General features: G+C 60.2%; 12 protein-coding genes. 3 read left to right on the forward strand and 9 right to left on the reverse strand.

All coding sequences use genetic code 11. From position 1 onward, the window contains the following. Window positions 1-83 precede the first annotated feature (83 nt). The 3 genes from QCE58_RS04095 to QCE58_RS04105 all read right to left on the reverse strand — a co-directional run bounded on the left by QCE58_RS04095 (window position 84) and on the right by QCE58_RS04105 (window position 1,966). Complete coding sequence (locus QCE58_RS04095; RefSeq protein WP_008351215.1) at window positions 84-653, reverse strand: DUF192 domain-containing protein; 570 nt, start codon at window positions 651-653, stop codon at window positions 84-86. Between the two features lie 123 nt (window positions 654-776). Then, window positions 777-983 carry a hypothetical protein gene (locus tag QCE58_RS04100; protein ID WP_075583544.1) on the reverse strand — a complete coding sequence of 69 codons (207 nt, stop codon included), beginning with the start codon at window positions 981-983 and terminating at the stop codon, window positions 777-779. Window positions 984-1,390: 407 nt separating this feature from the next. Then, window positions 1,391-1,966 (reverse strand): pseudouridine synthase, encoded by a 576-nt coding sequence (locus QCE58_RS04105; protein ID WP_250501778.1) that lies wholly within the window; start codon window positions 1,964-1,966, stop codon window positions 1,391-1,393. 200 nt (window positions 1,967-2,166) lie between these two features. On the opposite strand from QCE58_RS04105, the gene icd reads away from it, so the two are divergent. Further along, window positions 2,167-3,423, forward strand: a complete 1,257-nt coding sequence (gene icd / locus QCE58_RS04110) for an NADP-dependent isocitrate dehydrogenase (RefSeq protein WP_008351202.1) — start codon at window positions 2,167-2,169, stop codon at window positions 3,421-3,423. A gap of 158 nt (window positions 3,424-3,581) precedes the next feature. Here the strand turns inward: icd and cspD are convergent, their stop codons facing one another. After that, the gene (cspD, locus tag QCE58_RS04115) at window positions 3,582-3,788 is read right to left on the reverse strand and encodes a cold shock domain-containing protein CspD (RefSeq protein WP_008351201.1); all 207 of its coding nucleotides are present in this window, start codon (window positions 3,786-3,788) and stop codon (window positions 3,582-3,584) included. A 525-nt stretch (window positions 3,789-4,313) separates the two neighbouring features. Here cspD and clpS point away from each other — a divergent pair. Together clpS and clpA are read left to right on the forward strand one after the other, a co-directional pair. Then, window positions 4,314-4,628: an ATP-dependent Clp protease adapter ClpS gene (gene clpS, locus QCE58_RS04120; RefSeq protein ID WP_008351199.1), complete on the forward strand. Its 315-nt coding sequence runs from the start codon at window positions 4,314-4,316 to the stop codon at window positions 4,626-4,628. Then, complete coding sequence (gene clpA / locus QCE58_RS04125; protein WP_008351197.1) at window positions 4,625-6,928, forward strand: ATP-dependent Clp protease ATP-binding subunit ClpA; 2,304 nt, start codon at window positions 4,625-4,627, stop codon at window positions 6,926-6,928. The genes clpS and clpA overlap by 4 nt, the downstream gene beginning before the upstream one ends. Window positions 6,929-7,103: 175 nt before the next feature. Here clpA and QCE58_RS04130 read toward each other — a convergent pair whose 3' ends face one another. The 5 genes from QCE58_RS04130 to ileS form a co-directional block, all read right to left on the reverse strand. Continuing rightward, window positions 7,104-7,721, reverse strand: coding sequence for a hypothetical protein (locus QCE58_RS04130; protein WP_175982816.1), 618 nt, complete (start codon window positions 7,719-7,721; stop codon window positions 7,104-7,106). 482 nt (window positions 7,722-8,203) lie between these two features. Further along, on the reverse strand, window positions 8,204-8,650 hold the full coding sequence (dut, locus tag QCE58_RS04135) for a dUTP diphosphatase (RefSeq protein WP_008351195.1): 447 nt from the start codon (window positions 8,648-8,650) through the stop codon (window positions 8,204-8,206). Between the two features lie 88 nt (window positions 8,651-8,738). Beyond that, complete coding sequence (coaBC, locus tag QCE58_RS04140) at window positions 8,739-9,947, reverse strand: bifunctional phosphopantothenoylcysteine decarboxylase/phosphopantothenate--cysteine ligase CoaBC (protein ID WP_034472998.1); 1,209 nt, start codon at window positions 9,945-9,947, stop codon at window positions 8,739-8,741. Between the two features lie 54 nt (window positions 9,948-10,001). Continuing rightward, window positions 10,002-10,520, reverse strand: coding sequence for a signal peptidase II (gene lspA / locus QCE58_RS04145; RefSeq protein ID WP_033537118.1), 519 nt, complete (start codon window positions 10,518-10,520; stop codon window positions 10,002-10,004). Next, entirely contained in the window at window positions 10,521-13,352 is a 2,832-nt protein-coding gene (ileS, locus tag QCE58_RS04150; protein ID WP_008351192.1) for an isoleucine--tRNA ligase, read from the reverse strand. Between the last annotated feature and the right edge of the window lie 26 nt (window positions 13,353-13,378).

The raw sequence follows: 13,378 nt of genomic DNA on the forward strand, positions 1-13,378 counted from the left end.
GCCCGGCGCAAGCGACTTCCCGGACGCAAAAAAACCGGCGTGTCGTGCGACGACGCCGGTTGTTCGGGCAGGCAAGAAGCGCGTTACTGCGCGCGCGGCAAGCCTTTGATCTGCGTGCCCGGCTTGATGCCTTTCGCGGCAAACCATCCCTTCGGCATTTCGAGCGCATACACGCCGTTGTTGCGCGGGCAGTGGTTGTTCTCGGTTTCGGCCTGCATCTCGTCGATGTCGGTGATCGTGCCGTCCGCGCGGATGAACGCGATCGACAGCGGGATCAGCGTGTTCTTCATCCAGAAGCAATGCACGGCGTTTTCATTGAACACGAAGAGCATGCCTTCGTTCGGTGCGAGCTGCGTGCGATACATGAGACCTTGCTCGCGATCGGCATCGTTCGCGGCGACGGCGGCGTCGATCACATACATGCCCGCGGTCAGCTTTGCGCGCGGAAAGTCGGACGGCTGCTTGGCGCCGGGCGGCATTGTCTGCGCCTGTGCGAGCGGCAATGCGGCGAAGGGCAGGGCAAGCGCGATCACGCATGCGCGCGCGAGCTTGCCGAGGTTGATTTGTTGATTGAAGAAGCGCGAGACGAGATTCACGGCAAAGCTCCCTTTCTGATCGATGGCTTGCGCCTGAGCCGGACAAACCCCGCGCATGTTACTCGATGCGCAGGCACAAAACAAAAGGGCAGACGCCTTGCGGCCATCTGCCCTTTGAACGCCGTAAGGACGGCGGTAATGCTCGTTCTTGACTTCGCTATACCGCCTCTTACAAAAAACTTACTGAGCTGCCGAAGCGGCTGCCGGAGCCGAAGCAGCGGCTGCCTTCTTGTGCGACTTCGACGACTTGTGCGACGTCTTCTTGTGAGCCGACTTGTGAGCCGACGAAGCAGCTGCCGGAGCAGCAGCGGCCGGTGCCGAAGCTTCTTGTGCGAAAGCAGCGGTTGCGAACAGGCCAGCGACGAGAGCAGCGATCAGTTTGTTCATCTGTGAATCCTCAGCTTGAGTTAATTAACCAAACGACCCGGTCATTGAGTCATGTCGGTAAACGAGCCACCTACCTTTCGGTTGACACTCGACATCGATAATTCAAATTCGATGCGACTGTGAACGCTTGAACCTTTCAAACTCCCTGGAGCACACAGGTAGTTGTAATCAGTTATTCGCTCATGCCGGATAGCTTTATGCGGCATCTGACGCCCTTAACGCGTCGCGTGAAGAGTCGGTTGACGCGATTTACAGAGAAAATTGCGCGGCGACAAAAAAATATCGGCGGCGCGATATGCGCTACTCTATCTCGATGACAGCACGTTTAAACACATCGCACTAAACGATGCACACGGCGATGCACACGGCGATGCACACGGCCGATATTCAGGATAGTTGAATGCGATTCAACGAACGCGTTGCCACGGCGCGCGCGGAGCGACCTCGACGGTCTCGCCCGGCGCGAGGCCGAGCGTGAAGATATCGAGCGCGCCGATCGCGACGCGTACGAGCCGCAAGGTCGGAAAGCCGACTGCAGCCGTCATGCGCCGCACCTGCCGATTCTTGCCTTCGGTGATGGCGAGCTCGATCCACGTCGTCGGGATGGCGGCGCGATAGCGGATCGGCGGATTGCGTGGCCAGAGCGCTTCGATGTCGCGTTCGTCGACGAATGCGGTGCGGCACGGCTGCGTCACGTAATCGCCGAGATCGACGCCTTTCGAAAGACGCGCGAGGGCGGCTTCGTCGGGCGCGCCTTCGACTTGCGCCCAATAGCGCTTTACCAGCTTGTGACGCGGCTCCGCGATGCGGGCCTGGAGCGCGCCGTCGTCGGTGAGGAGGAGCAGGCCTTCGCTATCGGCGTCGAGCCGGCCCGCGGGATACACGCCCGGCGTCTTCACCCAGTCGCCGAGCGACGCGCGCGTCTCGTGCGCCGAAAACTGGCAGATGGTGCCGAAGGGCTTGTTCAGGGCGATAAGTGACATGCGAGGCGCGCGGCGTGGTCGGATGCGGCATCTTAAAGCATGCGCGCGGCGGCTTTCGGGCGCGCCGGGACAAGCCAGCATGGTTAGAATGATGAAGTGAACTTCATCGCGCGGGTTCATCGCTCGCGCATGCTGCATCGCATCGCTCTCTATCCAGTTTGCTTGCTTCCATTCAAGCCCGGCCTTATTTGGAGTCGACCATGCCGTATCAGCACATCAAGGTTCCGGAAGGCGGTGACAAGATCACCGTCAACGCGGACTTCTCGCTCAACGTCTCGGATCAGCCGATCATCCCGTATATCGAGGGCGACGGCACGGGCGTCGACATCACGCCGGTGATGATCAAGGTCGTCGATGCGGCGGTCGAGAAGGCCTACGGCGGCAAGCGCAAGATTCAATGGATGGAAATCTTCGCGGGCGAAAAGGCGACGCGCGTCTACGGCCCCGACGTGTGGCTGCCGGACGAAACGCTCGAAGTGGTGAAGGATTTCATCGTGTCGATCAAAGGGCCGCTCACGACGCCCGTCGGCGGCGGCATCCGCTCGCTGAACGTGGCGCTTCGTCAGCAACTCGATCTCTACGTGTGTCTGCGTCCGGTGCGCTATTTCAAGGGCGTGCCGTCGCCGGTGCGCGAACCGGAGAAGATCGACATGGTGATCTTCCGCGAGAATTCGGAAGACATCTACGCGGGCGTCGAATGGCCGGCGGATTCGCCCGAAGCGAAGAAGGTCATCAAGTTCCTGCGCGAAGAAATGGGCGTGAAGAAGATCCGCTTCCCTGATTCGTCGGGACTCGGCATCAAGCCCGTTTCCCGGGAGGGCACGGAGCGGCTCGTGCGCAAGGCGATCCAGTACGCGATCGACAACGATCGCCGCTCGGTGACGCTCGTGCACAAGGGCAACATCATGAAGTTCACCGAAGGCGCCTTCCGCGATTACGGCTACGCGCTCGCGCAGAAGGAGTTCGGCGCGGAACTGATCGACGGCGGCCCTTGGATGAAGGTGAAGAATCCGAAGTCGGGCAGCGATATCGTCGTGAAGGATGTGATCGCCGATGCGTTCCTTCAGCAAATCCTGCTGCGTCCCGCCGAATACGACGTGATCGCCACGCTCAACCTGAACGGCGACTACATCTCGGACGCGCTCGCGGCGCAGGTGGGCGGCATCGGCATCGCGCCGGGCGCGAACATGTCGGATTCCGTCGCGATGTTCGAGGCGACGCACGGCACGGCGCCGAAATACGCGGGCAAGGACTACGTGAATCCCGGTTCGGAAATTTTGTCCGCCGAAATGATGCTGCGCCATCTCGGCTGGTTCGAGGCCGCGGACCGCATCATTTCGTCGATGGAGCAGTCGATTCTTTCGAAGCGCGTCACGTACGACTTCGCGCGTTTGATGGAAGGCGCGACGCAAGTATCGTGTTCGGGTTTCGGAGAGGTGATGATCGAGAATATGTGAGGACTCACCTCGATTCGATGTGGTAAATAAAAACCCCGGAAGGCCTACGCCTTCCGGGGTTTTCATTTCGCGCACATGCCTCATATGCGTGCAACGCGCGAGGCATGAAAAAACCCGGCGCGAAGGCCGGGTTTCACGAGGCCAAGTCGATCGAACGGTCAGGCAGCGTCCTGAATGTTCGAAGCTTGTTTGCCTTTCGGTCCCTGGACGATCTCGAAGCTGACCTTCTGGCCTTCCTTGAGCGTCTTGAAACCGTTCATTTGAATCGCCGAGAAATGTGCGAACAGATCCTCGCCGCCTTCATCGGGCGTGATGAATCCGTAGCCTTTCGCGTCGTTGAACCATTTGACCGTACCAGTAGACATTCGTACTTCCCCTCTAACTCTTGTCGCACCCAGAGCACGCTCGAAAAGCTCGACGGCACACCCCACAATGTGAACCGCCCCCTCCTCACAAGCTCACCTCGGCCTCTTTTTTCGTCCGTGGTTGGCCCCCGGAAAAAAGTGCCAGTTTGATTGTTAAATCTCTTAAATCGGGTGTCAAGGAATTTTTGGGATAGCCGTTAAGCTCGTTGCAAAGAGCGCATTCGTAGGGTAATTCCTGCTTTGCGTGTGTGCTGCCGTCCAAGCAAGTCATCTTGAAAAGTCGCATAATCGACTCACTTGTGTGATACCCGGCGGCCCGCAGCGCTTGGTGCTCGGTTTGTTTTTTTTGAAGCTGTGCGATACTGGTTTCGACGAGGTGCAAGCGGGCCGCGCCGAAATGTTGGGCAGCGGCAGGATTCGATGGACGACACCTGTGCGAGTGCGGTTTTCAGCGACACATTCCGACCGGGCGGTCGGTGCTGGAGCGGCGATTGCGAGGACGTCCGTGATGTTTAGAATGGGTGTATGGCGATCAATCCCAACAAGCAGGATGGCACGGTACTGGAGCGGCAGGAGCAGAAGCTCAAGAAGCCGGCCATGTACAAGGTGGTGCTGCTGAATGACGACTTCACGCCGATGGAATTCGTCGTGATGATCGTGCAGGAATACTTCAATAAGGATCGTGAGACCGCGACGCAGATCATGCTCAAGGTTCATCGCGAAGGCAGGGGAGTTTGTGGGGTCTACACGCGAGACATTGCGTCGACCAAAGTTGAGCAAGTCGTTAGCCATGCACGGCAAGCGGGGCATCCGCTGCAGTGCGTGATGGAGGAAGCATGATTGCCCAGGAACTGGAAGTCAGTCTGCACATGGCGTTTATGGAAGCACGTCAGGCGCGGCATGAGTTCATAACGGTCGAGCACCTGTTGCTCGCCCTGTTGGACAATCCGACCGCGGCTGAAGTGTTGCGCGCCTGCGCAGCCAACATTGAAGATTTGCGTCAGAACCTGCGCAATTTCATTCATGACAACACGCCGACCGTGCCCGGCACGGACGACGTCGATACTCAGCCGACGCTTGGTTTCCAGCGCGTGATCCAGCGCGCGATCATGCACGTGCAATCGACTTCGAATGGCAAGAAGGAAGTGACCGGCGCGAACGTGCTGGTCGCGATCTTCGGCGAGAAGGACTCGCACGCGGTGTACTACCTGCAGCAGCAGGGCGTCACGCGTCTCGATGTCGTGAATTTCATTTCGCACGGCATTGCGAAGACGAATAGCGGCGACGCCGCCAAGGCGAGCAGCGAAGCGAATCCGGAATCGGAAGACGCCGCTGCGCAGAAGGAAACGCCGCTCGCGCAGTTCACGCAGAACCTCAACCAGCTCGCGAAGGACGGCAAGATCGATCCGCTGATCGGCCGTGAACTCGAAGTCGAGCGTGTGGTGCAGGTGCTGTGCCGCCGTCGCAAGAATAATCCGCTGCTCGTCGGCGAAGCCGGCGTCGGCAAGACGGCGATCGCCGAGGGCCTCGCATGGCGCATCACGCGCGGCGAAGTGCCGGACATCCTCGCCGATGCACAGGTCTACTCGCTCGACATGGGCGCGCTGCTCGCCGGCACGAAGTATCGCGGCGATTTCGAGCAACGTCTGAAGACGGTGTTGAAGGAACTGAAAGAGCGTCCGCACGCGATTCTGTTCATCGACGAAATTCATACGCTGATCGGCGCGGGCGCGGCATCGGGCGGCACGCTCGACGCATCGAACCTGCTGAAGCCGGCGTTGTCGTCGGGTCAGTTGAAGTGCATCGGCGCGACCACGTTCACGGAATATCGCGGCATCTTCGAGAAGGACGCGGCGTTGTCGCGGCGTTTCCAGAAGGTCGATGTCACCGAGCCGTCCGTCGAACAGACGGTGGCGATTCTGCGCGGCCTCAAGACGCGCTTCGAAGAGCATCACGGCGTGAAGTATTCGTCGGGTGCGCTGTCGGCGGCGGCGGAACTGTCGGCACGATTCATCACGGACCGTCATCTGCCGGACAAGGCCATCGACGTGATCGATGAAGCGGGCGCGGCGCAACGCATCCTGCCGAAGTCGAAGCAGAAGAAGACCATCGGCAAGAGCGAGATCGAAGAGATCATCTCGAAGATCGCGCGCGTGCCGGCGCAGAGCGTGTCGCAGGATGACCGCAGCAAGCTCCAGACGCTCGATCGCGACCTGAAAGCCGTCGTGTTCGGTCAGGATCCGGCGATCGACGCGCTGTCGGCGTCGATCAAGATGGCGCGCGCGGGTCTCGGCAAGCTGGACAAGCCGATCGGCGCGTTCCTGTTCTCCGGCCCGACGGGCGTCGGCAAGACGGAGGTCGCGAAGCAGTTGGCGTTCACGCTGGGCATCGAACTGCTGCGCTTCGACATGTCGGAGTACATGGAACGCCATGCGGTCAGCCGTCTGATCGGCGCGCCGCCGGGCTATGTCGGTTTCGATCAGGGCGGTTTGCTGACCGAAGCCGTCACGAAGAAGCCGCATTGCGTGCTGCTCCTCGACGAAATCGAGAAGGCGCATCCGGACATCTACAACGTGCTCTTGCAGGTGATGGACCACGGCACGCTGACGGACAACAACGGACGCAAGGCGGATTTCCGCAACGTCATCATCATCATGACGACGAACGCGGGGGCCGAGGCAATGGGCAAGGCGGTGATCGGCTTCACGTCGCGACGCGAGTCGGGCGACGAAATGGCCGACATCAAGCGCATGTTCACGCCGGAGTTCCGCAACCGTCTGGACCAGATCATCAGCTTCCGTTCGCTGGACGAGGAAATCATCCTGCGCGTGGTCGACAAGTTCCTCATGCAACTGGAAGATCAGTTGCACGAGAAGAAGGTCGATGCGGTCTTCACCGATTCGCTGCGCAAGCACCTGGCGAAGCACGGTTTCGATCCGCTGATGGGCGCTCGTCCGATGCAGCGTCTGATTCAGGACACGATCCGTCGCGCCTTGGCCGACGAGCTCCTGTTCGGCAAGCTGGTCAACGGCGGCCGCGTGACGGTCGATGTCGATGCGGACGACAAGGTGCAGCTGACGTTCGACGAAAACTCGGCGCCGCCGCGCAATCCGAATCCGGAAGCGATCGAAGTGGATTAACGCGTTTAAGGCGGGACGATAAGCGTGGACTCGAAAGAGCCCACGCTTTTTTTTGCGCGTTTCACAACAAGCCGTTCCATGCTCAAGCATGTTTAATGTATCCGTGTCCCATCCCATGAGTCTCGAAGTCCAGATGATGCGCGGAAACGAGCAAGCGCGTTTTCTGTTTGCGTCCTCACGGGTTGAGCGTTCCGACCATGATGTTGATCGAGCTGATGGTTACGATGCGCAAGTCTTTATCTCCAGTTGTACCTGAGAGCCGAAACTTGCCGTGTTCCCCGTTATTGCTGTGAAACGAGACTGCCGATGAGGGTTTTACGAAGTCCGGCGACACTCCGAATATGGTGAAAAATCTCCAGCCGATTCCTTGCATGCATGACGAATCGTGGTGATCGTCGGGGCTCGCCAGTACGGTTTCCAGAGGCGGGGGCGGAAGCGGGCCAAGGATGATTTCCTCGCAGTCATTGCCGTGTATGTCTGCATCTACTTGAATGGCGACAAGGTAGAACAGGCCGTTATACGACGTCGGAAACATTTGCGCGGTGTAGGTGTTGGAGTAGAAACTCACTTGAGCCACATCGAGCTTACTTACTACGGTAGAAGTTGTTTCGCCCAGAAGCGCCTGCCCATCACGGCCGGGGTTGCAGACTGATTGGACGCCAGCGTCATTGGAGTAAAACCAGTGGTCATAGAATTTGAATCCGCTGGCAGGCGGTGCAAGGCCGGACAGCGAGACGGTGGGAAATTCCAGTGCGAGCTGGTAGTTGTCTGAAAACATACATTCTTGGGCCATGATGCACTCCTAGAAATATGACTGTGAATCCTAAATAAAGCAGCGCGGATTAATCCAGTTGGATCGAGTATTGAAGCGGTCTACATGGCTACCTCCACGGGTTTATTAAGTCAGAGTCGACAACAAACATTTGAATCGGAATTTCGCAGCGGAAACGTGCGTGAAAACATTGGGCTCATCGTCAAGCGATGAACTCGATGCTGTCTCGAGCAACGCGCCGAGATAGCTGCAGTTATGTTGATGGAGATAGTCCGCGCGTTCTTTTGCTGTAGGGAGTTATAGGTTTGTAATGTCAAAATAACTGTGAAGGTTTGTAATACGCGAAAGCGATTTGATTGCGAGAATTTTCCTATTTGAAAGTTCGATATTTTGGATCGTTAAACAAAAACGCGGATTATCTAAAAGATAATCCGCGTTTCATCGGTAATGGAACTGATCAGTGGGACGATCTATGTCTCGTCCCAGCGCGAGTGTATTCGCTTTCAGTGTTTCCCGGTACTTCCAAATCCACCAAGCCCGCGCTCGCTCGCTTCGAAATCATCGACGATATTGAACTGCGCCTGCACGACCGGCACGATCACCATCTGTGCGAGACGCTCCATCGGGTTCAGCGTGAACGCGGTGTCGCCGCGATTCCACGTCGAAACCATCAGTTGGCCTTGATAATCCGAATCGATCAGCCCAACGAGATTGCCGAGAACGATGCCATGCTTGTGACCCAGACCCGAGCGCGGAAGGATCATCGCGGCATAGCCGGGATCGGCGAGATGAATGGCGAGGCCGGTCGGCACGAGCACGGTCTGATGCGGCTCGATGACGAGCGGCGCATCGAGGCACGCGCGCAGATCGAGGCCCGCGCTGCCGGGCGTGGCGTAGGCGGGCATGAAGTCGCGCATGCGCGCATCGAGAATCTTGACGTCGAGTTTCATGGATCGAGGCGTTATTGAATGGAATGACCGAGCTCGAAAGCATCGGCGGGAAGTCGATAGGAGCGCGTGCGCGCGGCGTCGAGTTCGGTCACGACAACAGCGTGCCGCCGGTCTTCGGCGCGCGTTTTGCGATCTCCGCGATCAGCGTGCGCGCGAGTTCCTGCTTGCCGGCGCGCGGCAGCGGTGTCGTGCCGCTTTCTTCGAACAGCACGACTTCGTTGTCGTCGCGTCCGAACGTGAGCTGTCCGATATTGCCGATCAGCAGCGGCACGTTCTTGCGCTTGCGTTTCTCATCGCCATGAACCTCGAGATTGCCGCTTTCCGCCGCAAAGCCGACGCAAAAAGGCGGATTCGGCAGCTTCGCCACCGACGCGAGAATGTCCGGATTCTCGATGAAGTTGAACGTCGGCAACGCGTCGGCGGTCTTTTTGATCTTCTGCTCGCTGACGTGATCGACGCGCCAGTCCGCCACCGCGGCGACCGCGATGAAGATGTCGGTGTCAGGGGTCGCGGCCATCACCGCATCGTGCATTTCCTGCGCGGTCTGCACGTCTTCGCGATACACGCCCCACGGCGTCGGCAGGGAAACCGGACCGGCGACGAGATGCACGTCCGCGCCCGCCTGCGCCGCCGCGCGTGCGAGCGCGAAGCCCATCTTGCCCGACGAACGATTGGTGATGCCGCGGACCGGATCGAGCGGCTCGAAGGTCGGACCGGCGGTAATCAGCACGCGCTGGCCGCGCAGAATCTTCGGCTGAAAGAACGCGCAGATCGCTTCGAACGCGGCTTCGGGCTCGATCATGCGGCCGTCGCCGACTTCGCCGCACGCCTGCGAGCCCGAATCCGGACCGAGCACTTCGACGCCATCGGCGCGAAGCTGACTGACATTGCGCTGCGTCGGCGGGCTTTGCCACATCTGGCGGTTCATCGCGGGCACGACGAGCAGCGGGCAATCGCGCGCGATGCACAGCGTCGAAAGCAGGTCGTCGCACATGCCATGCGCGAGCTTCGCCATGAAGTCGGTCGAGGCGGGCGCGATGACGATCGCATCCGCTTCGCGCGAAAGATCGATGTGCGGCATGTTGTTCGGCATGCGCGCATCCCACTGCGACGTGTACACGGGACGGCCCGACAGCGCCTGCATCGTGACGGGCGTGATGAACTGCGTGGCCGCTTCGGTCATCACGATCTGCACGGTTGCGCCGGCCTTGACGAGCAGGCGCGTCAGTTCGGCGATCTTGTAGCAGGCGATGCCGCCGGTCAGTCCTAAAACGAGATGTTTGCCCGCGAGTTCCAACTTGCCTCCATCGCAAAAGAACACGGCTCCGTGAGAGGAGCCGCGTCGTGAATATCAACGTGAACCGCGCACGCGCCGCAGTTCGTCGAAAATCAGCAGGACCGCGCCGACGGTGATCGCGCTATCGGCGAGGTTGAACGCCGGCCAGTGCCACGCGTTCACATGAAAATCCAGAAAGTCGATGACGTGCCCGTACGCAATCCGGTCGATGACATTGCCGATCGCACCGCCCATGATGAGCGACAACGCCGTGCAGAACATGCGCTGCCCCGAATGGCGCTTGAGCAGATAGCAAATCACGATCGCCGCGACGACGCCCAACGCCGTGAACGCCCAGCGCTGCCAGCCGCCCGCCATCGCGAGGAAGCTGAACGCCGCGCCGCGGTTGTAGACGAGCAGCAGATTGAAAAAGGGCGTGAGCGCATGCGGATCGCCATAGGCGAACACGCGCTGCACGGCGATCTTCGTCAACTGGTCGAACAGAATGACGATCAGCGCGACGCCGAGCCACGGCGCGAGCGAACCGCTGCTCGCGGTTCTAACGGAAGTTTGCTTTGCCATCGTTCGAGCCATTTATGCCGCGCCTCGCGTTTCGCCTGCGCCGAAGAGATTGGAGAAGCAGCGGCCGCAGAGGCCCGGATGTTCCGGGTGCGAGCCGACATCGGCGCAATAGTGCCAGCAGCGCTCGCACTTCATGTAGCTCGACGCGGCGACATCGACGCCTTCTTCTGCTTCGCTCGCCACCTTTTCGACTTGCGCCGACGACGTGATCAGCACGAAGCGCAATGCATCGCCGAGACTCGCGAGTGCGTCGTAACGCGCGCCGCTCGCACGAACCACGACTTCCGCCTGCAGCGACGAACCGATCTGATTGGCCGTGCGCGCTTCTTCGAGCGCCTTGGTGACGTCGCCGCGCGCGCTGCGGATGAGCGTCCACTTGTCGAGCAGATCGCCGCCGTTCGCGATCTCCGGATACGTCGCGAAGACTTCCGTGAAGATCGTTTCCTGACCGGGCTTGAGCACCTTGTACGCTTCTTCGGCCGTGAACGACAGATACGGCGCGACGAGACGCAACAAGCCGTGCGCGATATGGAACAGCGCGGTTTGCGCGCTGCGGCGCTCGCGCGAATCGGGCTTCGTGGTGTAGAGGCGATCCTTCAGCACGTCGAGATAGAAGCCGCCGAGGTCTTCCGAGCAGAATGTCGCGATCTTCGCGACGACCGGATGGAATTCGTACTTCTCGTAGTGCGCGAGGGCGTCGTCCTGCAGATTGCGCGTGAGCGCGATGGCGTATCGATCGATTTCGAGCCAGTCCTGAACCGGCAGCGCGTTCTTGTCGAAATCGAAGTCCGACAGATTCGCGAGCAGGAAGCGCAGCGTGTTGCGGATACGGCGATACGTCTCCGTCACGCGCTTCAGGATTTCCTCGGAGATCGCGAGCTCGCCCGAATAGTCCGTCGATGCGATCCACAAACGGATGATTTCCGCGCCAAGGCGATTGGACACTTCGTGCGGATCGATGCCGTTGCCGAGCGACTTCGACATCTTGCGGCCTTCGCCATCGACGGTGAAGCCGTGCGTGAGCAGCGCGTCGTAGGGCGCGCGGCCGTCGAGCATCGACGCAGTGAGCAGCGACGAATGGAACCAGCCGCGATGCTGGTCCGAGCCTTCGAGATAGAGATCGGCCGGAAACTGCAGCGAATCCTTGTGCGAGCCGCGCAGCACGTGCCAGTGCGTCGTGCCGGAATCGAACCACACGTCGAGCGTGTCGCGGTTCTTCTCGTACATGTTGGCTTCGTCGCCGATCAGCTCGCGCGGATCGAGCGATTGCCACGTTTCGATGCCGCCTTCCTCCACACGCTTCGCCACTTCTTCCAGCAACTCCAGTGTGCGCGGATGCAGCTCGCCGGTTTCCTTGTGCACGAAGAACGCCATCGGCACGCCCCACTGACGCTGACGCGAAAGCGTCCAGTCCGGGCGATTCGCGATCATGCTGTAAAGACGCTGCTTGCCCCATGACGGATAAAACGCCGTGTTCTCGACGCCTTCCAGCGCGATCTCGCGCAGCGTGCGGCCGCCGTCCTTCGGCTTCACGTCCATGCCGGCGAACCATTGCGAGGTCGCGCGATAGATGATCGGCGTCTTGTGGCGCCAGCAGTGCATGTAGCTGTGCGTGTACTTTTCGCTCTTGAGCAGCGATCCCGCGCCTTCGAGCGCTTCGACGATCTGCGGATTCGCCTTCCAGATCGACAGCCCGCCGAACAGCGGCAACGATTCGATATAGCGGCCATCGCCCATCACCGGGTTGATGATGTCCGAGTCCGGCATGCCGTGCGCCTTGCACGACACGAAGTCTTCCACGCCATACGCCGGCGACGAATGCACGATGCCCGTGCCGCTTTCCGTCGTCACGTAATCGCCGAGATAGACCGGCGCCGTGCGCTTGTAGCCCGGATGCGCTGCCGCGAGCGGATGGTGGAAGCGCAGGTTCGCGAGCTTTTCGCCGGTCGTCGTCGCGATGACTTCGCCCGTCAGGCCGTAGTTCTGCAGGCACGCTTCGACGCGCTCCTGCGCGAGGATCAGGAGACCGCGCGGCGTATCGACGAGCGCGTAGACGATCTCCGGATGCACGTTCAGCGCCTGGTTCGCGGGAATGGTCCAGGGCGTCGTCGTCCAGATGACGATGCCGCCTTCCGTCTTCGGCAGCGCGGGCAGGCCGAACGCCTGCGCGGTCTTCTCCGGTTCGGCGAACGCGAACATGACGTCGATGGTCGGATCGGTCTTGTCCTTGTATTCGACTTCCGCTTCGGCCAGCGCCGAGCCGCAGTCGAAGCACCAGTTTACCGGCTTCAGGCCGCGGAACACGAAGCCCTTCTCCATGATCTTGCCGAGCGCGCGGATCTCGCCCGCTTCGTTGGCGAAGTTCATCGTCTTGTACGGATTGTCCCAGTCGCCGAGCACGCCCAGGCGCCGGAAGCCGACCTTCTGTTTTTCGATCTGCTCGCCCGCATACGCGCGCGCCTTCCGCATCACTTCGATGGCGGGCAGCGTCTTGCCGAACTGCTTTTCGATCTGGATTTCGATCGGCATGCCGTGGCAGTCCCAGCCCGGCACGTAGACCGCGTCGAAGCCCGCGAGATTGCGCGCCTTGACGATCATGTCCTTCAGGATCTTGTTGACGGCGTGACCGAGGTGGATGTCGCCGTTCGCATACGGCGGGCCGTCGTGCAGGATGAACTTCTTGCGGCCCTTCGACGCCGCGCGGATCTTCTCGTAGATCTTGTTGTCCTGCCACTCCTTGACCCACGCGGGTTCGCGCTTGGGCAGGTCGCCGCGCATCGGGAAGGGCGTGTCGAGCAGGTTGACGGGATACTTCGAGGAGGCTTTTTCTTTCTTGTCGCTCATGGGTGACTCAGTGAATTCGGTGAGAC

Source organism: Caballeronia sp. LZ028, assembly GCF_031451415.1.
GTDB classification, from domain to species: Bacteria; Pseudomonadota; Gammaproteobacteria; order Burkholderiales; family Burkholderiaceae; genus Caballeronia; species Caballeronia zhejiangensis.